This window comes from Micromonospora sp. NPDC048898 (assembly GCF_043198035.1).
Taxonomy (GTDB): domain Bacteria; phylum Actinomycetota; class Actinomycetes; order Mycobacteriales; family Micromonosporaceae; genus Micromonospora.
Genome location: NZ_JBICUF010000002.1, coordinates 57,064 through 78,773, shown reverse-complemented (window position 1 = coordinate 78,773; position 21,710 = coordinate 57,064). Strand labels below are relative to the sequence as shown.

The window sequence follows — 21,710 nt, the reverse complement described above, 5'->3', positions numbered from 1 at the left end:
GGTGGACGCAATGTGCCGATCAAGCGAGGTCCCCGCCGGAACGAAGCTGTTCCTGCTGGCCGGGGAGTGGTTCCCCGAGCCCACCACGCCCGCGCGGCGGGACGAACTGGTGACCGTCGTGGCCATTCGCCCGGACGAGATCAGCGGCCGGGTGTGGGTCCAGGGCCACGCGTGCGTGCGGCACGACCCACCTGACTGCGGCACCGGATCCTGCTTCGAGCACCAGGTGCTCGCCTCGGCCATCCGGGCGAACCTCGCCGGTCAGCGGTGAGCGCTCGACCCGTACACCCGTCTGGCCGGCAGCCCGATGGCCCGGCGGCGGACGGCGAAACGCCGCACACCCCGCTGCGCCCCCTGTGGTCTTGCCGGGCAGACGGACAACACTGGCCCTGCCGCGAGGCACGGCTGCGGCTCGCGGCCGAGTTCGACGGCAACCCGTCGGGGTTGACCATCTATCTGGCCAGCATGTTCTGCGAGGCCGCCCAGGACATCCACCATCTGGACCCGTCGAACGGACCCAGCCCGCGCGAGTTGTTCGACCGTTTCGTGGGCTGGGCTCGAAGGGCCAGGCCGCCGGATAGGCAAGCTGTGTGAGCGCTCCGACGGAGGGCGCGGGGTCAGCGGACCGGGCGGGGCTTGAGCGAGGCGAAGAGCAGGTTGAGCCCCTCCGTCATGGTCGGGTGGGTGATGACCGCGTCGCGCAGGGCGGTCCACGGCATCCCGGCGAGCATGGCCAACTGCACCGAGGTGATCACCTCGCCGGCCTCGGCGCCGAGCAGCGCCGCGCCGAGGATCCGGTCGGTGCTGGTGTCGATGACCGCCTTCCACATGCCCTGGGTCTGGCGCAGGGTGCGCGCCCGGGGGATCGCGGCGACCGGCAGGTGGGCCACCTCGATGTCGTACCCGGCGCGGCGCGCCTCGGTTTCGGTCAGCCCGACCCGGGCCAGCTCCGGGGTGGTGAAGACGGTGTACGGGATGAGCCGGTCGGCGGTGCTGCGCTGTCCTCCCGCCAGGTTCGCCCGGATGATCCGGTAGTCGTCCAGCGAGACGTGGGTGAACTGAGGACTGCCGGCGACGTCGCCGGCCGCCCAGGTCCGCTCGGCGCTGGTGCGCAGGTGCTCGTCGACCTGCACGAAGCCGCGCTCGTCGAGGCGTACGCCGGCCACGTCCAGGCCGAGCCCGTCGGTGACTGGTTCCCGCCCGGCCGCCACCAGCACGTCGTCCCCGGTCACCAGGCTGCCGTCGTCGAGTGTCACCCGGAGGGTGCCGTCCACGTCACGGTCGACGCGGGCGACGGCGATGCCGACGCGGACGTCGATGCCGTCGTCGAGGAAGACCCGCAGCACCGCGTCACTCAGGTCCGGGTCCTCGCGGGGGAGCAGCCGGGGTCCGCCCTCGACAAGCGTCACCGCGCTGCCGAACGACGCGAACATCTGCGCGAACTCCACCCCGACAGTGCCGCCGCCGAGCACCACCAGCCGGGCCGGCAACCGGTCCAGGCGCAGCAGCTCGTCGCTGGTCAGCACCCCGGCCTCGGCCATCCCGGGCACGGACGGCAGATGCGGACGCGTACCCGTGTTGATCACCACGTCGTCGCCGCGCAGCAGCCGCTCAGCACCGTCGGCGAGCGACACCCGTACGGTCCGGGGGCCGACGAACCGGGCCTCGCCGATCACCAGGTGCAGGCCGGAGTCGAGGAACTGCTGCCGGTTGGCGGCCACCATCCCCTCGACGACGTCCTGCTTGTGCGCGCGCAGCAGGTCCACGTCGACCCGTCCGCCCTGCACGCTCAGGCCGAGCGCGGACGCGTCGCGCAGCAGGCGGGCCGCCCGAGCGCTGGTCACCAGGGCCTTCGTCGGAATGCACGCGACGTTGATGCAGCTGCCGCCGATCATGCCGCGTTCGACCATGGCGACCCGCTGCCCGGAGCGGGCGACGTCCATGCTCAACGTCTTTCCGGCCTTGCCGCCGCCCACGACGAGCAGGTCGAACTCCTCAGGTCGGTCGGTCACCGGGCGCTCCTCTCGGTCACCGGGCAGGCCGGCGGCCGCCGCTGGTGCGCGGCGGCCAGCCCAGCCTGCCAGTTGCGGGGAGACCGGCGACCCGGTTCCGGGCAGAATCTCAGCCCGGCCACCGCCGTGCCTTGAACGTGTGATGAAAAGTAGGTCTCCGGACCTTCTACAACCTACTTTTCATCACGTGATCACCGCTGGTCGGCCACGGTAAGGGATCATCGTTGGATGGGTGACATCCCGCTTCAGGTCCGGGCACGGGTCCGCCATGAGCCGGACCGCTCCTACGTGGTGCTTGTCGAAGGACCCGAAGGAAAGGTGCGGGTCGGCGTCACCCGCAGCACGAGGGAGGTGCGCACGGTGGCCCGCGAGGGCGCGGCTCGGCTGTTCGGCGTGCCGCCGGATCGGATCGCCGAGGAGCACCTGGACGTGGTGACCCCGCAGCCACCCTACGGTCGCGACGGGCAGTGGGTGCGGATCGTCTCGGCCGGTGGATCGGCCAGCGCGGACGACCTGGTCGACGTCGGGCGGGCCGGACAGGCGCACTGGTTCGGCCACGAGGGTGCCTGGTTCGTCACGGTGGCCGGTTCCGGCACCGCCATCCACCCCAGCGAGCACCTCGACTTCACCCCCGTCCTCACCGCCGAGGAGGTCGCCGAGCTGCGGAGCTATCTGGCTCGGTCGGCCCAACCTCCCTCGTGAGGTCGGGCCGTCGGCCGACGAGGGCACCGGCCTGGCCGAAGGGCATCCTGGGTTCATCGGCGGCCGGGGTGCGGCTCAGCGGAGCACCAGCAGGTCCAGCGCGTCGACGACCGGGCCGGACGGCGTTCGCGCGGCATCGTTCAACCGGGCGACGCCTGCCGCGTACGCCTCGTCGCTGATCAGCTGCAGAGGAGTGTGCGCCTCGCGGCGAAGCCCGGCGGCGGCGTCGGCGACCGACGGGGCGGTCACCTGTGGAACCGGCTCGCAGCCCGCCATGGTGAACCCGGCGGTGGCGAACGCGGCCTCGACGTCGGCGATGCTCGGGTAGCGGTCCAGCACCGCGACGGCCTCCGGGAACCAGTGGAACAGGCTGATCGCCTCGTGCCGACCGGCGAACGCGGACCGGATCAGCACCGGCGCGCCCGGTTTCAGCACCCGCCGGATCTCTCGGGCAGCCGCAGGGAGGTCGGGAACATGGTGGATCACGGTGGAGAGCCAGACCCCGTCGACACTTCCGTCCCGCAACGGCAGGTCGTCGGCGGCTCCCGGCACGACCGGCCGGAACACCGCACGCTCGCGCATGGCCGCCGAGGGGTCCACCGCCACCACGCCGAGCTCGGGCCACCAGGTGCGGAACGCGTGCGCCCAACTGCCGGTGCCGCAGCCGAGGTCGAGCAGGCGCATCCCGGGGCGGGGCTCGAGGTACCTGCTGATCGCCGTACGCCAGGTCCCGAGATCATCGTCCCGCAGGTGCCGGGACGCCCGGAAGGCGGCTGCGTCCACGTTGTCGTAGGCAATGAGAGCCATGCGCCTACCCAACCTGGCACACGGTGCGGCGAGCAAGGGGGCGAGCGCCGCTTCACACGGGGGCGTCCGCGCGGGGAGCGCGGGCGGTGACCAGATCGAACGTGCGGCCCGCCGGATCCGTGCCCGTCGGCCGGGCGGTCGTCCCGGGCCCGTGCGACTTCGCTGCGGGCCCGGGACGACGGTGGCCGCGTCAGTGCCGGGCCGCGCCGTTCTCGCTGACCGGCTGGCCGAAGGCCAGGAACGGCACAGGAGTCGGGGCGTCCGGCCGGGTGAAGATCCGCTCGGGCTCCTGGATGTGCCCCTCCGGGGCGGTCGTCCGGTCGGTGGGGGCGGCCGCTGGCTCGTCCACAGTGGTCGGCCCGTCGGCGCGTTCGCCATCGGAGCGTTCGCCGTCGGCCGGCTCGGCACCGGACCGGTCGGCCCTCGGCTGATCGGTAACGGACTGCTCGTCGCCGGACTGGTCGGCGTCGGCCCGCCCGTGACCGGTCCGGTCGACGAAGGGCCGGTCGGCGCTCGGCCGGTCGATGCTGGACCGGGTGCCCACCATCGGGTACTCGGCGGTCTCCGGACCACCGGCTGCCGCCGCCATGACCGCGGCGGCGGCGAGGTCGGCCACCCGCTTGGCCTCCCGCTGCACCCGGGCGCGTACCTCCTTGGCGTGCCGTTCGGCGGAGTCCCCGGCGCGACGGGCCTCGTCCAGCCGGGCGTTCTCGGCGGTGAGGTCCCGGCGGACCTCGCTGAGCCGCTGCTGCATCCGCGACAGCTCGTTCTCCAGCGTCTCGCCCTCCTGCTGGATCTCGGCGAGCTGCTGGCGGGCGGTGTCCAGCTCGGCGTGCAGCTCCTCGGCCTCCTGCCGGCGCTCGGCGATCTCCTGCTGAAGGGCGGTGAGCTGCTCCTGGTGCGTGGCGGCCTGCTCGTCGGCCCGGTTACGCAGCTCGGTCACGTGCTGCTGCGCCTCGGCCAGCAGCGCGGCGATCTGCTGCTCGGTGGCGCTGCGCTGCTCGGCCAGCTCCTGCTCGGCGGCGGCCTGCTGCTCGGCGATGTCCTGCTCGGCGGCCGTGCGCCGCTCGTTGACCTCCCGCTCCACGCTGGCCTGCCACTGGGCCATCTCCTGCTGGTTCTTGGAGCGGGCCGACTGGAGTTCCTGCTGGATCTGGGTACGGGCCGACTTCATCAGCGCGTCGGCGGCGACCCGGGTCTGGTTGAGCTGCTGGGCGCTCTGCTCGGTGATCCGTTTCGCCTCGTGCTGGGCGCGCTCGTGTGCGGCCTCACCGTCGGCGCGCAACTGCTCGGCGTGCTCGCGGATCGCGGTCAACTCGGCCTCGGCCAGGGTGCGCCGCTCCTCGTGCGCCTGCTCCTGTTCGGAACGCCGGGTCGCCAACTCCTCGGACAGGTCCTGCCGTGCCTGCGCGGCCCGTTCACGGGTGTCGGCGAGGATCCGCTCCGACTCGCTGCGCAGTTCGTTCGCCCGGTCGCTGGCCGACTCGATGATCATGGCGGCCTGCTTGTCGGCGAGCGTCATGATCTCGGCGACCATCGGGCCCAGATCGTGGATCGAGGCACGGTCCACCTGCACCGGTTGCTCCCGCATCTCGGCCAGCTCGGTGCGCAGGCGCTGCACCTCGGCGGTCAACTCACGGACCTGGACCGCGGAGCGACCGTGCTCGCCGCTCAGCATCGTGATCTGACCGTCGAGCTGCTCCAGGTGCCGATCCACCTGGCGTTTGTCATAGCCGCGCAGGGCGAGCTCGAAGCTCGGCCGGGAGGCCGCATCGTCGCGTGCTGCGTGCGGCTCAGCGCCGATGGACATGCACCATCCTCCGTACGATCGGGGGCGTGAGGGTCGGCGGTCGCCTGCCCCGCGGGCCGTCAGTGTGGCGCAACGCTACCGCCGAGCCGACCGCATGCGAAGTCCCGCCCCACCACGTCTCGCCCAGCCTTCCGCTCCCGCGTCGATCATGGAGTTGTGGTGGGTGACATAGGCCGTGGACCACCACCATTCCGGCACCACAACTCCATGATCGACGCGGTTCGACCGGGCTAGCGGCGGCGGGCCAGCAGGACCGCGTCGTGGATGGTTATCTGCTCGCCGGTCGGGGCGGTGGCTGGGCGGGGGCGGGCGTCGGCGGCCAGCACCTCCCAGTCGGACGGGTCCAGGGTGGCGGCTACGTCCTGCGCGGTGAACATCATGTCCGGCATGTGCATCCGGCGCGCCGACGTCCACAGGTCCGACGGGTGGTGCCCGACGATCAGCAGGACGCCACCGGGCGCCACCGCCTCGGCCAGCCGGGCGAACAACTCGCCCCGCTGCACCGGGGGCAGGTGCATGAACTGCGCGGACACCAGGTCGTACGCCTGCTCGGCCGGTGGCTTGTCGCGCAGGTCGGCGTGGGTGAACTCGATCCGGTCACCGACGCCGACGGTGTCGGCGTGCGCGCTGGCTCGGCTCAACGCGGTGGTGGAGATGTCCACCGCCGTCACCCGCCAGCCCCGCTCGGCCAGCCACACCGCGTCGGCGCCCTCACCGCTGCCCACGTCCAGCGCGCGCCCCGGGGGCAGGTCGGCGACCTCGGCGACCAGTTGTGAGTTCGGCTGGCCACTCCACACCGCGGGCTTGGACCGGTACCGCTCCTCCCACGCCGGCTCCTCGAACGCGGTGGCCACCACCTGCCGGTACGCGGCCACCGCCACGCGGGTGTCCTCGGCGATGAGATCGGCGTTGATCGCCGCGCCGGCGGTCAGGCCGGCGGCGGCGGACGTGATGACCTGACCGCGGATGTCGGCGACGTTGCCGGCCACCCAGACACCCGGCACGCTCGTCGCCCCGGTGGGGTCGGCCGGGATCTGCGCACCGATCACGTGCTCACCCATCGTCACCTCCTCCGGAGCGAGGCCCAGCCCGACCAGCAGGCCGGCGCGGGGAGTCAGCCGCGTCCCGACCACGACGGCGTCCAGCGCCACCACCCGCCCGTCGGCCAGCCGTACGCCGGTCAGCACGTCGTCGGTCACCTCCACGGCGGCGACCGGACCCGGCACCACCGCGATGCTGCGGGCGGCGAGCCGCTCGGCGGTCTCCGCATCCGGTGCGGGAGCGTCGTGCAGCAGGAGCAGCACGTCGGAACTCCACTGTCGCCACATCTCGGCCTGGTGGGTGGCCAGCGGCCCGGTGGCCAGGACGCCGATCCGCCGGTCCCGGACCTCCCAACCATGGCAGTACGGGCAGTGCAGGACGTCGCGCCCCCACCGCTGGGCCAGCCCGGGCACGTCCGGCAGTTCGTCGGTCAGCCCGGTGGCCACCAGCAGTCGACGGGCCCGCACCGAGCTGCTGTCGTCGAGGTCGAGCCGGAAACCGTCGTCGTCGCGGGTCACGGCCTCCACCAGCCCGGCGCGGAACTGCCCGCCGTACTCGGCGACCTCGGCCCGCCCGGCCGCGAACAGCTCGCCCGGCGGCGTCCCCTCGCGCCCCAGGTAGTTGTGCACGTGGCCGGCGGGCGCGTTGCGCGGCTCGCCGGCGTCGATCACCAGCACCGACCGTCGCGCCCGGCTCAGCGCCAGGGCTCCGCTGAGCCCCGCGGCGCCGCCGCCCACCACCACCACGTCGTATGTCTCGTCCACCGGTTCTCCCTCTTACCCTGTCGGCTGAGCCCACCATCCGTCGTCGCCGGAAAAGTGGCAACTATTCTTGCCGTTATGGCAAACGAGGACACCGCCGCGCTGGCGGCCGTCGGCCCACGGCTGCGTGCCCTGCGCCACCAGCGCGGGACCACGCTGACCCAGCTCGCCGACCTGACCGGCATCTCCGTGAGCACCCTGTCCCGGCTGGAGTCCGGCAGCCGCCGGCCCACCCTGGAACTGCTGCTCCCGCTGGCGAGGGCCTACCAGGTGGCGTTGGACGAGCTGGTCGACGCGCCGGCCACCGGCGACCCCCGGATACTCCCCAAGCCGATCGTCATCCACGGCATCACGTTCCTGCCACTGACCCGCCGACCGGGTGGCCTGCGGGCGTTCAAACAGATCTTCCCGCCGGATCCGAGGGCCGGGGAGCGGACCCCGCAAACCCACGAGGGGTACGAGTGGCTCTACGTGCTCTCCGGCCGGTTGCGCCTGCTGCTCGGCGACCGCGACCTGACCCTGACCCCGGGCGAGGTGGCCGAGTTCGACACCCGCGTTCCGCACCTCGTGCTCAACCCCGGGCCTGGGGTCGCCGAGGCCCTCAGCCTCTACGGGCCGCAGGGGGAGCGGCTGCACGTCCGGGCCCGACCGGCCTGATCAGCACGCGATCGGTGAAGTCGGGGCATCCAGGCCGCCGGGACACCCCGACTTCGGCGACCTCGTGGCGCGAGGGCCGGACCGGTTCCCCTCCGGTCCGACCCTCGCGACTGTTCCGCGCTAGGCGCGGGCCCTACGCTGCCGGACGAACAGCAGCAATGTGGCGCCGAGGAGCACCGCCAGCAGACCGGCGGTCATCCAGCCCCCGATCGGGAACGACTCGCCGGTCACCGGGAGCTTGCCCCGCACCGGAATGGTGATGGTGGACTCGGGGGAGACCGGCGCCGGGCCGTCCGGCGGGGTGCCGGTCGCGGTCGCCGTGTTGCGCACCGACCCGTGGTGGTAGTCGGCCCTGCTGACGGTGTAGGTCGCCGAGCAGGTGACGGCGGCGCCCGCCGCCAGGGTCACCGCCCCGTTGGGTGTCCGGTCCGGACCGCAGGTGATCGGGCCGAGGTTCGTCGGCGCGGCCGGCGCGGTGAGGGTGTCGGTGACCGTCACGCCGGTCAGGGCCACCTGACCGGTGTTGGTGACCACGAACTGGAACGGCACCTGCTGGCCCGGTCGACCGATCTTGTCGGTGCTGCTGGACTTCACCACGGTGATCGCCGCACCCCGGGTGGCCGTGACCTCGGCGGTGGCCGGATCGGAGCGTACCGGTCCCGGGGGTTGTTGCCCGGGGATGGTCGGCGGCGTGCCGGTGGCGACGGCGGTGTTGGTGATCCGGCCGGCCGCGATGTCGGCCGCGGTGACGGCGTAGGTCGACGTGCAGGTGGTGCTCGCCCCCGCCGTCAGCGTGACGCTGCCGCTGGCCACCGGCGGCGTGCCGCAGGTGATCGCCCCGGGCGTGCCGGTGCCGGAGAACTCGGTCTCGTCGACCGTCACCGCGCTGAGCGAGGTGTTACCGGTGTTGGTCACCACGAACTGGTATGTGACGGGGTCACCGGCGGCGGACACCACGCTGGGCGTGACCGCCTTGGTGATGGCGATCTCCGGGTGCGGGATGGGAATGTCCAGCGACGACGGCGGGGAGACCGGCGGCGCCCCGAACGGTGGTGTGCCGGTGGCGGTGGCGACGTTCATCAGCGCCGTGCCGGCGAAGTCCTCCGCGGTCGCCGTGTAGGTCGTCCGGCACTGGATGGAGGCGCCCGGCGACAGCGTCACCTCGCCGTTCGGGACGTCCTGCGGACCGCAGGTGATCGGCCCGAGGACGGCACGCTCGGACGGCGGCAGCACGGTGTCGGTGACTGTCACGCCGGTGAGCGTGAGGCCACCGGTGTTGACCACCAGGAAGGTGAACGGCACCTGCTGCCCCGGCGCGGTGATCGCCACCGTCGTGGACGACTTGATCACCTCGATGTCGGCGATGAGCCCCGCCTCGGGGATGGTCAGCGTCGAGGGCGGCGAGTTCACCGGCGTCCCCCCGCCCGGCGGCGTCCCGTGTGCGGTGGCGGTGTCGGTGACCCCGCCGTTGTCGAGGTCGGCCTGCGTGACCGTGTACGTGGCGGTGCAGTCGGTGGACGCGCCGGGGGCGAGTGTGGTGGTCGCACAGGTGATCGGTCCGAGGTTGGCGTTGGAGGAGGGCGGCGCCTGGACGTCTGTGACGTTGACGTTGGTCAGGGTGAGCCCGCCGGCGTTGACCACGTGGAACCGGTAGGGCACCTGCTGCCCGACCGCGCCGATCGTGACGGTCTCGGAGGCCTTGATCACCGAGATCGCGGCGACCAGACCGGTCTCCGGGATCGTCAGTGTGGACGGTGGCGAGTCGATGGGCGTGTCACTGCCCGGCGGGTTGCCGTGCGCGGTGGCGACGTCGACGACCGCGTTGTTGTCCAGGTCGGCCTGGGTGACGGTGTAGGTGGCGGTGCAGGCGGTCGCCGCACCGGGTGCGAGCGTGGTCTGTGGGCAGGTGATCGGCCCGAGGTTCGCGTTCGACGAGGGTGGCGTCTGCGCGTCGGTCACGGTGACGTTGGTCAGCGTGACACCCCCGTTGTTGATCACGAGGAACTGGTAGGGCACCTGCTGCCCGACCGTCGTGATCGACGTGGTGGTGGACGACTTGACCACCGAGATCGACGGGGTGACGTCGGCAGCCGGAATGGTCAGCACGGACTGGTCCGAGTCGACGGGCTCCTCCGTGCCCGTCGGGGTGCCGTGCGCGGTGGCGATGTCGGTCACCTCGTCGTGGTCGAGGTCGGCCTGGGTGACCGTGTAGGTGGCGGTGCACACGGTGGTCTCGCCGGGGGCGAGGGTGGTCTGCGGGCAGGTGATCGGCCCGAGGTTCGCGTTGGACGACGGCGGGTCCTGCACGTCTGTGACGTTGACGTTGGTCAGGGTGACGCCGCCGGTGTTGGCCACCAGGAACCGGTAGGGCACCTGCTGGCCCACCGCGTTGATGGTCGCGGCGGTGGACGACTTCACCAGCGCGATGGCCGGCGCGACCACGTCGCCCGGGATCGTCAACGTCGACGGTGGCGACTGCACGGGTGGGCGGCCGCCGGGTGGGGTGCCCTGCGCGGTCGCGGTGTCGCGTACCGCGCCGAAGTCCAGGTCGGCCTGGGTGACCGTGTACGTGGCGGTGCAGGTGGTCTGCACGCCGGGGGCGAGGGTGGTGGCGACGCAGGTGATCGGCCCGAGGTTGGCGTTCGACGAGGGCGGGGTCTGCACGTCGGTGACGCCGACGTTGGTCAGGGTGAACCCGCCGGTGTTGACCACCTGGAACGTGTACGGCACCTGCTGCCCGACGGTGGTGATCGTGGTGGTCGTGGACGTCTTCACCACCGCGATCGAGGGGACCAGGCCGGTCTCCGGCAGGGTCAGTGTCGAGGGCGGCGAGTCCACCGGCGTGCCGCCGCCGGGCGGGGTGCCGTGGGCGGTGGCGGTGTTGGTGACCTGGTCGTTGTCGAGGTCGGCCTGCGTGACCGTGTAGGTGGCGGTGCAGTCGGTGGACGCGCCGGGGGCGAGTGTGGTGGTCGTACAGGTGATCGGGCCGAGGTTCGCGTTCGACGACGGCGGTGCCTGGACGTCAGTGACGTTGATGTTGGTCAGCGTGAGTCCGCCGGTGTTGACCACGTGGAACCGGTACGGCACCTGCTGCCCGACCGTGGTGATCGACGCGGCGGTGGAGGTCTTCGTCACCGCTATCGACGGGGCCAGCCCCGCCTCGGGAATGGTCAGCGTCGAGGGTGGCGAGGTGACCGGCGGGCCACTGGGCGGCGTGCCCCGCGCGGTGGCGGTGTCGGTGACCGCGTTGTTGTCGAGATCGGCCTGGGTGACGGTGTAGGTGGCGGTGCAGGTGGTGGTCTGCCCGGGCGCGAGGGTGGTCTGCGGGCAGGTGATCGGGCCGAGGTTCGCGTTCGACGACGGCGGCGCCTGCACGTCGGTGATGCCGACGTTGGTCAGGGTCAGGCCGCCGGTGTTGGCGACCAGGTAGCGGTAGGGCACCTGCTGACCCACCGAGCCGATCGACGTGGTGGTGGACGACTTCAGCACGGTGACGGCGGCGGTGAGCCCCTGCGCCGGGATGGTCAGGGTCTCCGGCTCGGAGACGACCGGGGGACCACCGGGCGGGGTGCCCTGGGCGGTTGCCACGTTGGTGACCCCGTCGTTGTCGAGGTCGGCCTGGGTGACGGTGTAGGTGGCGGTGCAGTCGGTCTGCGCCCCGGGGGCGAGGGTGGTGGCGGCGCAGGTGATCGGGCCCAGGTTGCCGTTCGACGACGGCGGGGTCTGTGTGTCGGTGACCGAGATGGTGGTGAGCGGGACGCCGCCGGTGTTGACCACGTGGAACGAGTACGGGACCTGCTGACCGACGCTGGTGATCACCGTGGTGGTCGACGACTTGACCAGGTCGATGTCCGCCGGGGTGCCGCCCGCGCAGGCGAGCGTGGTGCCGAACGGGAAGTAGTGGATCTCGCCGCCGCGGTGGTCCAGCGTACGGGTGATGACGCTGCCCTCGGTGTTGCTGGCCGAGAGGTCGGTGAGGCTGGCGTTGGGGGCGTAGATAGTGCCCTCGACAGTGGCCGCGCCCGGAGTGAGGGTGAGCGCGGTGGCGGTCGGGAAGTTGAACAGGATGTAGGGCGCCTGCGGGCCGCCGATGCCGGCGAAGTTCGGGGCGGTCCAGGCGAAGTCGTTGCCGACGCCGCTGGTGTCCACGTTGACCAGCAGCGGGGTGTCCGCGGCGGGCTGGCTGGCGAAGGTCAGCGTCTGGATGTTGTTCAGGTCGCTCGCGGCGAGGTTGAGCACGTTCGTCACACCGGGGGTCAGGGTGACCACGGCGTTGCTTCCCGCCGGAATCGGCCGGGGCAGCACGTCACCGTTCGGTGTGCGCAGCACCACCGTGTTGTCGCAGGTGGCCAGGCCGATGGTGGTGTCGCGGAAGCTCGCGAAGGCGCCGGCGAAGTTGATCGGGGAGGCGGGCCCGACGCTGGCGACCGGCTGCCGGGTGACCAGCTCGACCCGAGGTGCGGCGTCGTAGTTGTCCGACGGCAGGGTCCGGGTGTTGACCTGGGCGCCGTTGTTGTCGGTGTCCCGGACGAACGTGCCGGTCAGGTCGCCGACCTTGGCGTACCCGCTGTTGAGCACCTGGAGCCGGCTGCCGCCGACGCTGCCGGCGAAGTTCACCCGTCCACCCACGACCAGGGCCGTCGGGTTCGCGTCGCCTGGCACGACGAACGCCCCGGCGGTCGCACCGGCCAGTTGGTAGTTGCCGAAGGTGAGGTCGCCGCCGACGGCGAGGGTGCCCTCGTTCTCGTTGTCGAACAACCCGGCGTCGCCCTCGGTCATCACCCCGAAGCTCAGCGCCTCGGCGACCGGGTTGACCGGCCCGATGGCCTCGGCCGCGACCAGGACCTGGTTCAGCGGGGGTTCGGCTGGCATCGGCGCCAGCAGGGTGTTGACCGCCAGCACGCCGGCGACGGCGACCAGCGCCGCGGCCCGTGACCTGCGGCCACCCCACGAAGAAATCCTCATCACGCCCCCGTTGTGTCCAGTGTGCGAGGGGAGCGTAGCGAGGAGTTTGAGGGCTTATGAGGTTTTTGTCCGAATAGGCCGCCGGTCTCGCGCCAGCGAGGCGCTCGGGCCCGATCGCGGACCACGTCGAACTGCGGGCGCCGTGGCGCCGTGTTTATGATCGACGACCCCGACAGGGGCAGGGCGAACGTGGCCGCCCGGTTCGGCCAGGAGTAAGAGGTGAGGTGCGCGACGGTGATCCGCGAGGCGTACGCCTGCTGGGTGCGCGAGCCCGGCGCGGCGGAGATCCGGCCGGTGTCGCTGCCGACGCCCGGCCCCGAGGACGTGCTCGTCCGGGCCCGCTACTCCGGAGTCAGCCGGGGCACCGAGACGCTCGTCTTCGCCGGCCAGGTGCCCCCCGACCAGTACGCCGCGATGCGCGCGCCGTTTCAGGAGGGTGACTTCCCCGGCCCGGTCAAGTACGGCTACCTCAGCGTGGGCGAGGTCGAACAGGGCCCGCCGGAGCTGCTCGGGCGCACCGTGTTCTGCCTGCACCCGCACCAGAGCGCGTACGTCGTGCCGGCCACCGCCGTGGTGCCCGTACCGGACGGGGTGCCGCCCGCCCGCGCGGTGCTCGCCGGCACGGTGGAGACCGCGATCAACGCGCTGTGGGACGCCGCGCCGCTCGTCGGCGACCGGGTCACCGTGATCGGCGCGGGCATGGTGGGTTGCTGCGTCGCCGCCCTGCTCGCCCGGTTCCCCGGCGTGCAGGTCGAGTTGGTCGACATCGACTCCCGCCGGGCCGGGGTGGCCGGCGCGCTCGGCGTCGGGTTCGCCCAACCGGCCGACGCCAGCGGCGACCGGGACCTGGTCGTGCACGCCAGCGCCAGCGGCGCCGGCCTGCAACAGGCCCTGGACCTGCTCGCGCCGGAGGGCACGGTCATCGAGCTGAGCTGGTACGGCGACCGCCCGGTGCAGGTGTCGCTGGGCGGGGCGTTCCACTCCGGTCGACTCACCGTACGCAGCAGTCAGGTCGGCATGGTCGCTCCCGCCCGGCGGGGCCGGCGCAGCTACGCCGACCGGCTGGCGCTCGCCCTGGACCTGCTCGACGACCCGGCCTTCGACGCCCTGATCACCGGCGCGTCCCGGTTCGCGGAGCTGCCCGACGTGCTCGCCAGACTGAGCACGGGTGACCTGCCCGCCCTCTGCCACCTCATCACCTACGACGACGGGGAGTGACCGTGTTCAGCGTGACCGTTCGGGATCACATGATGATCGCCCACAGTTTCCGGGGCGACGTGTTCGGTCCGGCCCAACGCCTGCACGGGGCGACGTTCGTGGTGGACGCGACGTTCCGCCGCGCCGACCTGGACGCCGACGGCATCGTCGTCGACATCGGCCTGGCCACCGAGCAGCTGCGGGCCGTACTGGGGGAGCTGACCTACCGCAACCTCGACGACGAGCCGGCCTTCGCCGGGGTGAACACCACCACCGAGGTGCTGGCCCGCACGGTCGCCGACCGGCTGGCCGAGCGCGTGCACGCCGGTGACCTGGGCGCGGGTGCCCGCGAGCTGGCGGGAATCACCGTCACCCTGCACGAGTCGCACGTCGCCTGGGCCAGCTACGAGCGGGCACTGTGATCGATGCGGGCCGGGCGGCGCCCTCCGCCGGCTCGGGTAGCACCGGCCGTACGGTGCACGTCGTCCTGCCCGGCGACATCGACGACCCGGCCACACCCAGTGGCGGCAACACCTACGACCGGCGCGTCTGCGCGGGCCTCGGCGAACGTGGCTGGGCGGTGCACGAGCACGCGGTGCCCGGGGCCTGGCCGACCCCCGAGCCGGCCGACCGGGCGGCACTGGCCGGGGTGCTGACCGCCGCGCCGGACGACGCCGTGGTGCTGCTCGACGGCCTGCTCGCCTCGGCCGTGCCGGACCTGCTCGCCCCGCACGCCCGCCGGTTGCGCCTGGTCGTCCTCGTGCACATGCCGTTGGACGACGAGGTGGAGGGCCGGGCGCTGGCCACCGCGCGGGCCGTCGTCACCACGAGCGAGTGGACGCGCCGCCGCCTGCTGCTGCGCCATCCGCTGCGGCCCGACCGCGTCCGGGTCGCCCGACCGGGGGTGACGTCGGCGCCGCCGGTGCCTCCCGGCCCGACCGCCGGGAACCGGCTGCTCTGCGTAGCCGCGGTCACCCGCCACAAGGGACACGACGTACTCGTCGACGCGTTGGCCGTGCTGCCCGAGGTGCCCTGGACACTTGTCTGCGCCGGCACCCTGACCCGGGAACCCGAGCTGGTGCGCCGGCTACGCGACCGGCTCGCCGGCGCGGGCCTCGCCGACCGGGTCCGGCTGGCCGGCCCGCTGACCGGTGCGGCACTCGACTCCGCCTATGCCGCCGCCGACCTGCTGGTGCTGCCCTCCCGGGCCGAGACGTACGGCATGGTCGTCACCGAGGCGCTGGCCCGCGGCCTGCCGGTGCTGGCCACCGAGGTGGGTGGCCTACCCGAGGCGCTCGGCCGCGGCGCCGACGGCGACCTGCCGGGGCTGCTGGTCCCGCCGGACGACCCGGCCGCGCTGGCCGGCGCACTGAGCTGGTGGTGGGGCGACGACGTGCTGCGGGCCCGGCTGCGGCGGGCGGCTCTCGCCCGGCGCGACACCCTGACCGACTGGACGGTGACTGCCGCGTCGCTGGCCGCCGTGCTGGAGGAGGTGGCGCGATGACCGTCGAGGAGACACTGCCGTTCGCCGACTGGCTGCGGCTGCGGGAGCCGGCCGACGCGGCGGCGCGTGCCGAGGACCTGGTGGACGCCGTCCGCCCCCGGCTCACCGGTGCCGCCCCGACGGTGGTCCACGACCTGGGTAGCGGCACCGGCTCGATGAGCCGCTGGCTGGCCACCCGCCTGCCCGGCCCGCAGCACTGGGTGCTGCACGACCGCGACGCCGACCTGCTCGCCCGTGCCGCCGAGGGCATGACCGGGGTGACCGCCGCCGACGGTGCCCCGGTCACCGTGACTGTCCGGTGCGGCGACCTCACCCGGCTCAGCGCCGCCGACCTGGCCGACGGGTCCCTGGTCACCGCGTCCGCGCTGCTGGACATGCTCACCGCCGAGGAGATCGAACGGGTGGTGGCCGCCTGTGTCGGCCGGCCCACCCTGTTCGCCATCTCGGTCACCGGCCGGGTCCGGTTCACCCCGACCGATCCGCTGGACGCGGCGGTCGAGGCCGCGTTCAACGACCACCAGCGGCGTACCGTCGACGGCCGACGACTGCTCGGCCCGGACGCCGTCGCCGCCACCGTCGCCGCGTTCGCCCGACACGGCGTGGACGTGTGGGAACGGCCCAGCCCGTGGCGGCTCGGCCCGGAACAGGCCGACCTGGCCGCCGAGTGGTTCCGGGGTTGGCTGGGCGCGGCCTGCGCGCAGCGCCCCGACCTGGCCGGCCCGGCCCAGGCGTACGCCGAGCGTCGGCTGGCCGACGCGGCGGCCGGCCGGCTCAGCGTGCTGCTCGAACACACCGACCTCCTCGCGGGTGGATGAACTGTTCACGCCCTGGGTACGTGCACTAGGACGTATGGACGATCTTCAAGGGGAGGGCCGGCGTCGATGTTCTGGGCCTGGGCACGAGTGGTCGGCGGGGTGGCTCTGCTCGCCGTCCTGTTGTGGCAGGTGGGCAGCGGCCCGTTCCTCGCCGGGGTGCGGTTGATCGACGCGCCGGCACTGGCCGCCGCGCTGGTCATCGGGGTGCTCACCACGGTCTGCGCGGCGTGGCGGTGGAGCCTCGTCGCCGGTGGCCTGGGCGTGCGGCTGCCGCTGGCGACCGCCGTGGCGCACTGCTACCGTGCCGTCTTCCTCAACGCCACCCTGCCCGGCGGGGTGCTCGGCGACGTGCACCGGGCGGTCCGCCACGGCCGGGACGCCGGTGACGTCAGCCGGGGCATCCGCGCGGTGGTCTGGGAACGTACCGCCGGGCAGGTGGTGCTTGTCGGCGTCGCGCTCGTGGTGCTCGCGGCCTTCCCGTCGCCGGTGCGGCCGTATCTGCCACTCGCCGCCGCGTTGCTGGTCGGGGGTGGGCTGGTGGCAGTGCTGCTGGTCCGGGCCGTGCCGAACGCCGGCCCGTCGCGGTGGGCGCGGGCGCTGCGCACCGCCGGGGCGGACGTGCGGTCCGGGCTGCTGTCCCGGCGCACCTGGCTCGGCGTGCTGATCGCCTCCGCGGTGATGGTCGCCGGTCACCTGGCCACCTTCCTGGTGGCGGCCCGCACCGCCGGATCCGACGCCCCACTGGCACGGCTGCTGCCGCTGACGCTGCTCGCCCTGCTCGCCATGGGCCTGCCGCTGAACGTCGCCGGCTTCGGTCCCCGCGAGGGGGTGGCCGCCTGGGTGTTCGGCGCGGCCGGCCTCAGCGCGGCCGAGGGCGTCGCCACCGCCACCGTCTACGGTGCCCTGATCCTCGTCGCCAGCCTGCCCGGAGCCGCGGTGCTGCTGGTGCGACGGAACCGACATCCGGTCTCCGCCCGGGAAGCCGTCCCCGACGGCGGCTGTTGAGTCGGTGGTGAGGAACACGCGTCGCCGCGCGTCGGTGGCGCCGGACAGAGGAGTCCCATGCCCGAAGCATTGCCGGTCGCCACGATCCGTACGCAGGTCACGGTGCCGTTGACGTTTCCCGATGGCTACACCACGACCGTTCGGGTGTTCTCCTTCAAGGGCCTGGTGGACGCTCGGGAGCACCTCGCTCTCGGCCTGGGCGACTGGGCGGGCGCCCTGGACCGGCTCGCCGCCGGGGGAGAACCGCCGCTGGTCCGCCCGCACAGCGAGTGCCTGACCGGCGACGTTTTCGGCAGCCAACGCTGCGACTGCGGGCCGCAGTTGCGCGAGGCGGTGCAACGGATCACCGAGGCCGGCGGTTTCCTGCTCTACCTGCGGCAGGAGGGACGCGGCATCGGCCTGTACGCCAAGCTCGACGCGTACGCGTTGCAGGACGCCGGGCTGGACACCTACCAGGCCAACGTGGCGCTGGGGCGGGGTGAGGACGAGCGGGACTACACCGGCGCCGCGCAGATGCTTGCCACGTTGGGCGTGCCGCGGATCCGACTGCTGAGCAGCAACCCGGACAAGGCCGTGCAGTTGACCCGACTCGGCGTGGACGTCGCCGAACAGGTGCCCACGAGCGTCTTCCTGTCCCCGGCCAACGCCGACTACCTGGCCGCCAAGGCCGCCAAGGCGGCGGAGATCGTCTCGGCCACGCCCGACCGGCCTGTCGACCGGTGAGCCTCTCGCCGGCGCCGACGCGGCCGTACGTGCTGCTCAGTTGCGCCACCTCGATCGACGGGTACATCGACGACGCCTCTGACCAGCGGCTGCTGCTGTCCAACGACGACGACCTGAACCGGGTCGACGCGGTGCGGGCCAGCTGCGACGCGATCCTCGTCGGGGCCGGCACCGTCCGCCGCGACGACCCCCGGTTGCTGGTGCGTTCCGCTGACCGCCGGGCCGAACGGGTGGCGTGTGGTCGGCCCGCCTCGCCCACCAAGGTCACCCTGACCGCCCACGGTGACCTCGACCCGACCGCCCGCTTCTTCACCGCCGGTGACCCCACCCGGCTCGTCTACTGCGCCACGAGCGCGGTGGAGAAGACCGAGGAACGCCTCGGTCGACTGGCCACCGTGGTGGACGCGGGCGAGCCGGTCGACCCGGCCTGGCTGCTGACCGACCTGTACGCGCGGGGCGTACGGCGGCTGATGGTGGAGGGCGGCGGGACGGTGCACGCCCAGTTCCTGGCCGCCGGTCTCGCCGACGAGCTGCACCTGGTGGTCGCCCCGTTCTTCGTCGGCGACGGCCGGGCGCCCCGGTTCGTCGGCGAGGGGCGCTTCCCCTGGCACCCGGGCCGGCGCGCCCGGCTGGCCGAGGCCCGCCAGATCGGCGACGTGGTGCTGCTGCGCTACGCCCTCTCCGACCGCTGCACCGAAACCTGACGCCACCGTCCTGGTTGATCATGAGGTGGGCGGGTCGTTCGATCTCCGGAGGACCCGCCCACCTCGTGGATCGTCGGTTGTGGCCGTTGGGTAGAGTCCGCCGACAGCCGGAATCGATAGCCTTCTACCATATCGAAGGCGCAGGTGTAGACCTGTCGTGGTGGAAGATCATGGACCCTGAATCAGAGCCGTGTTGTCTAGCATCGTCACCTCGCGCTTCCGTCTGGGTGGGGATGACATGACAACGGACTTTATGCAGTCACGGCTCTGGCTGCGAACACTGGGGGCGGAGGACGCGGGCGTAGGAAGCGAGCAGCGCGATCAACTTCGTGCCGCTTACCTACAATTCAGAAACGTCGTTCGTGATCTTGCCGGCGAGATCGCGGTCTCGATGCCCATGTTCACCGATCATTCAATTGAGCATATAGATGCACTCTGGGACACGGCATCGCTCTTGACGGGCGCTGACTTTCCGATCAATCCGGCGGAAGCTTTCGTCATGGGCGGTGCCTTTCTCCTGCACGACCTGGGAATGGGCCTCGCGGCTTTTCCGGGTGGGATTGACGATGTCGTGAGAGATCCGATATTTGATGACCTGTTTTCCATGGCACTGGCGAAACTGAAGAGTGTCAGTGCCGCCGACTCCGACGAGGATGCCTTACGCAAACTCGCTCGAGAGGACGCAGTGTCGACCGTCCTCCGGCTTCGGCACGCCAAGCAAGCTGAGCGCCTCGTCTCTCAGCGCTTTCGCACCGCTGGGGGCGGGGATTTCCCGTTGCTTGAGAACACGGAGCTACGCAGTGCCTTCGGTGCGGTGATCGGCAGAATTGCGCACAGTCACTGGTTTGATGTGGATGACCTTCCCAATCATTTTCCGAATGTCTTGGGCTCCTACGCGCGGCACCCCGACAGTTGGCATGTCGACGCGCTCAAAATTGCGTGTGTTCTGCGGCTGGCGGACGCCGTGCACATCGACAGCAGAAGGGCTCCCACCTACCTGCACGCGTTTCGTCGTCCCACCGGTGAATCCAGCAAGCACTGGTACTTCCAGCAACGCCTGACAAGGCCAAGGGTCACGGCCGATCGACTCGAATACACATCCAACCAGGTCTTCGAGGTGAGTGAGGCATCTGCATGGTGGCTGGCCTTTGACGCTATCGGCATGATTGATCGCGAGCTCGGCAAGGTCGATGCTCTATGTGCCGACCTGGATAGACCAAGATTCCTGGTAAGGTCAGTCGCGGGTGCAGAGTCCCCGGATCGTCTCGCGCGTTTCATCCCCACGTCAGGGTGGCGCCCCATCGATGCAACGCTACGTGTCTCACAGGTAAGCGATGTCGTCGGTCGGCTCGGGGGTAAGGAGTTGTACGGCAATCGTCCTGAGGTCGCCCTGCGTGAGGCCGTCGCCAATGCCGCCGACGCCGTCCGGGCACGATCGAAGATTTTCGGTGGCAGCGATCTTGCTGTCACAGTGCGCCTGAAAAAAGAGGGCGAGTCGTATTGGCTGACGGTGGAAGACCACGGCATAGGTATGAGCGCCGACAGGTTGGTTGCTGCGCTCACTGACTTTGGCTACTCCCACTGGCAGTCGACTGACATGGCCAGTGAGTATCCCGGACTTATCTCCCGCGGCTTCAAGTCCACCGGGCAGTTCGGAATAGGCTTCTTCTCGATCTTCATGATTGCGGACTACGTCGAGGTGAAGAGCCTGAAGCACTTTGAGGCGGCACACGAAACAAACGTGCTCGTCTTCCCGAACGGGCTGAACACCCGGCCACTGCTCCGGGTGGCGGAAGAATCCGAGCGGCTGCACGGCGGTGGGACCGTGCTCCGGGCGAAATTGAAACATGACCCGTTGTCAGAGGACGGCCTCTTCAAGACCGACATTCTGCACGAATCCAGAACGCAGATGCTTCGGACGCTCCTGCTGGAACTCTGTGCCCTTGCCGACGTGGATGTCCAACTGGATGGGCCGGACGAGGGAGCCGTTACTGAGACATTGTTGCGAGGCAACGATTGGAAGACGCTCCCGCCCCGGGACCTCTTCCGGAGACTGTATCAAAGTAGCGAACTACATCCGGCCGAGCAGGCGATGTACGACGCCTACGAAGAAGTCTTCGCTGAACATGTTCGTGATCTCCGAGACGAGAACGGGGACGTCATCGGGCGGGCTATTCTCGCGTCTGGTCTGGAGTCTGAGACAGTGAAGGATCTCTGGTGGTGGCCGTCCACAAGAGCCAAAATATACGTGGGGGGTTTCTATGCGGACCAGATCTGGGACTGCCTAGGGGCGTTTTGTGGAGCGCCATTAAAGGCAGATCGTTTCTCCGCGTTTCCGGTCGCGAAGACGGACGAACTGAGGCGGTGGGCGGAGTCGCAGGCGGAACTTGTGCGCAGAAGCAAGTTCGCGACCGCGCGAAGCAGGTACGGGGCAGGTGACCTCGCGCGATCGGTCGGAGCCGAGGTTCCGCTACTTCCTTGTGGCTTTGTGGACGGGGGCGAAATTCTCCCGGCTGATCTCGTCGCGATGCTCAGGGAACGCGATGAACTCATCATGATTCCGAGCTGGGAGTTGCACGTTTTCCATCGGGATGACGGCACGGCGGTATATATCGACCAGACCAGAGGTCGGCAGGTCGTCCTTCCTGCCCATGCGATCGTCTACGACTATCCGCACTGGTTTTTCCCGGAAGAGGTGCTCAAGCGGCCCAAGGACGAACGATTTTCTGAGTTTGGCCCGGTGGAGCGAGGGAAGTGGAATCCACGTCGGTGGTGGTATTACGCCGGAAAGGTGGGATCCACCAAGATAATTATCGAAGCTGCTGCGCTCGCCTGGAACTGCGAACCACTGGATCTGGTGGATAGTTTTGAATGCTTGGATCTCGACGAGTCGAGGGACAAGCGCCTCGTGCTCAGATCTGTGGATGGAGTGGGTGAGGCTCGGGTGGACGCGTACCGATTGCGTCGACCCGAGGCTGACGTCTCACCGTCAACGTAACCGCCCAAT

At 71.1% G+C, this 21,710-nt stretch carries 17 protein-coding genes and 1 pseudogene; 12 read left to right on the top strand and 6 right to left on the bottom strand.

Translation table 11 applies throughout. From position 1 onward, the window contains the following. Positions 1-10: 10 nt before the first annotated feature. Both ACGFIQ_RS07235 and ACGFIQ_RS07230 read left to right on the top strand, forming a co-directional pair. Positions 11-271 carry a hypothetical protein gene (locus ACGFIQ_RS07235; protein WP_393240577.1) on the top strand — a complete coding sequence of 87 codons (261 nt, stop codon included), beginning with the start codon at positions 11-13 and terminating at the stop codon, positions 269-271. Next, positions 211-594, top strand: coding sequence for a hypothetical protein (locus tag ACGFIQ_RS07230; protein ID WP_393242138.1), 384 nt, complete (start codon positions 211-213; stop codon positions 592-594). The genes ACGFIQ_RS07235 and ACGFIQ_RS07230 overlap by 61 nt, the downstream gene beginning before the upstream one ends. Before the next feature lie 23 nt (positions 595-617). Here ACGFIQ_RS07230 and ACGFIQ_RS07225 read toward each other — a convergent pair whose 3' ends face one another. Continuing rightward, the gene (locus ACGFIQ_RS07225) at positions 618-2,012 is read right to left on the bottom strand and encodes a dihydrolipoyl dehydrogenase family protein (RefSeq protein WP_393240575.1); all 1,395 of its coding nucleotides are present in this window, start codon (positions 2,010-2,012) and stop codon (positions 618-620) included. A 228-nt stretch (positions 2,013-2,240) separates the two neighbouring features. Here ACGFIQ_RS07225 and ACGFIQ_RS07220 point away from each other — a divergent pair, with 228 nt between their 5' ends. Further along, positions 2,241-2,714: a hypothetical protein gene (locus ACGFIQ_RS07220; protein WP_393240572.1), complete on the top strand. Its 474-nt coding sequence runs from the start codon at positions 2,241-2,243 to the stop codon at positions 2,712-2,714. Between the two features lie 75 nt (positions 2,715-2,789). Here the strand turns inward: ACGFIQ_RS07220 and ACGFIQ_RS07215 are convergent, their stop codons facing one another. The 3 genes from ACGFIQ_RS07215 to ACGFIQ_RS07205 all read right to left on the bottom strand — a co-directional run bounded on the left by ACGFIQ_RS07215 (position 2,790) and on the right by ACGFIQ_RS07205 (position 7,136). Further along, complete coding sequence (locus ACGFIQ_RS07215) at positions 2,790-3,521, bottom strand: class I SAM-dependent methyltransferase (protein ID WP_393240569.1); 732 nt, start codon at positions 3,519-3,521, stop codon at positions 2,790-2,792. Between the two features lie 190 nt (positions 3,522-3,711). Then, on the bottom strand, positions 3,712-5,331 hold the full coding sequence (locus ACGFIQ_RS07210; RefSeq protein WP_393240566.1) for a DivIVA domain-containing protein: 1,620 nt from the start codon (positions 5,329-5,331) through the stop codon (positions 3,712-3,714). A 230-nt stretch (positions 5,332-5,561) separates the two neighbouring features. Beyond that, a complete protein-coding gene (locus ACGFIQ_RS07205) occupies positions 5,562-7,136 on the bottom strand; it encodes an FAD-dependent oxidoreductase (protein WP_393240563.1) in 1,575 nt (524 codons plus the stop codon). A 75-nt stretch (positions 7,137-7,211) separates the two neighbouring features. Here ACGFIQ_RS07205 and ACGFIQ_RS07200 point away from each other — a divergent pair, with 75 nt between their 5' ends. Further along, positions 7,212-7,790, top strand: coding sequence for a helix-turn-helix domain-containing protein (locus tag ACGFIQ_RS07200; RefSeq protein WP_393240560.1), 579 nt, complete (start codon positions 7,212-7,214; stop codon positions 7,788-7,790). A gap of 120 nt (positions 7,791-7,910) precedes the next feature. On the opposite strand, the gene ACGFIQ_RS07195 is transcribed toward ACGFIQ_RS07200, so the two are convergent. Together ACGFIQ_RS07195 and ACGFIQ_RS07190 are read right to left on the bottom strand one after the other, a co-directional pair. Continuing rightward, on the bottom strand, positions 7,911-8,870 hold the full coding sequence (locus tag ACGFIQ_RS07195; protein ID WP_393242135.1) for a hypothetical protein: 960 nt from the start codon (positions 8,868-8,870) through the stop codon (positions 7,911-7,913). A 2,616-nt stretch (positions 8,871-11,486) separates the two neighbouring features. After that, positions 11,487-12,629 (bottom strand): annotated as a pseudogene (locus ACGFIQ_RS07190) (choice-of-anchor A family protein); the annotation flags it as partial. 360 nt (positions 12,630-12,989) lie between these two features. On the opposite strand from ACGFIQ_RS07190, the gene ACGFIQ_RS07185 reads away from it, so the two are divergent. The 8 genes from ACGFIQ_RS07185 to ACGFIQ_RS07150 all read left to right on the top strand — a co-directional run bounded on the left by ACGFIQ_RS07185 (position 12,990) and on the right by ACGFIQ_RS07150 (position 21,701). Further along, complete coding sequence (locus tag ACGFIQ_RS07185) at positions 12,990-13,973, top strand: zinc-binding alcohol dehydrogenase (protein WP_393242132.1); 984 nt, start codon at positions 12,990-12,992, stop codon at positions 13,971-13,973. 2 nt (positions 13,974-13,975) lie between these two features. After that, positions 13,976-14,374 (top strand): 6-carboxytetrahydropterin synthase, encoded by a 399-nt coding sequence (locus tag ACGFIQ_RS07180; RefSeq protein ID WP_357520820.1) that lies wholly within the window; start codon positions 13,976-13,978, stop codon positions 14,372-14,374. Then, positions 14,374-15,456: a glycosyltransferase family 4 protein gene (locus ACGFIQ_RS07175; protein ID WP_393242129.1), complete on the top strand. Its 1,083-nt coding sequence runs from the start codon at positions 14,374-14,376 to the stop codon at positions 15,454-15,456. The genes ACGFIQ_RS07180 and ACGFIQ_RS07175 overlap by 1 nt, the downstream gene beginning before the upstream one ends. After that, the gene (locus ACGFIQ_RS07170) at positions 15,453-16,271 is read left to right on the top strand and encodes a class I SAM-dependent methyltransferase (protein ID WP_393240558.1); all 819 of its coding nucleotides are present in this window, start codon (positions 15,453-15,455) and stop codon (positions 16,269-16,271) included. Before ACGFIQ_RS07175 ends, ACGFIQ_RS07170 begins: the two co-directional genes overlap by 4 nt. Positions 16,272-16,337: 66 nt before the next feature. Then, positions 16,338-17,276 (top strand): lysylphosphatidylglycerol synthase transmembrane domain-containing protein, encoded by a 939-nt coding sequence (locus ACGFIQ_RS07165; protein ID WP_393240555.1) that lies wholly within the window; start codon positions 16,338-16,340, stop codon positions 17,274-17,276. A 57-nt stretch (positions 17,277-17,333) separates the two neighbouring features. After that, positions 17,334-17,999 carry a GTP cyclohydrolase II gene (gene ribA, locus ACGFIQ_RS07160; RefSeq protein WP_393240552.1) on the top strand — a complete coding sequence of 222 codons (666 nt, stop codon included), beginning with the start codon at positions 17,334-17,336 and terminating at the stop codon, positions 17,997-17,999. Then, complete coding sequence (locus tag ACGFIQ_RS07155) at positions 17,996-18,703, top strand: RibD family protein (RefSeq protein ID WP_393240549.1); 708 nt, start codon at positions 17,996-17,998, stop codon at positions 18,701-18,703. Before ribA ends, ACGFIQ_RS07155 begins: the two co-directional genes overlap by 4 nt. 238 nt (positions 18,704-18,941) lie before the next feature. Further along, positions 18,942-21,701: an ATP-binding protein gene (locus tag ACGFIQ_RS07150; RefSeq protein ID WP_393240547.1), complete on the top strand. Its 2,760-nt coding sequence runs from the start codon at positions 18,942-18,944 to the stop codon at positions 21,699-21,701. Positions 21,702-21,710 lie beyond the last annotated feature (9 nt).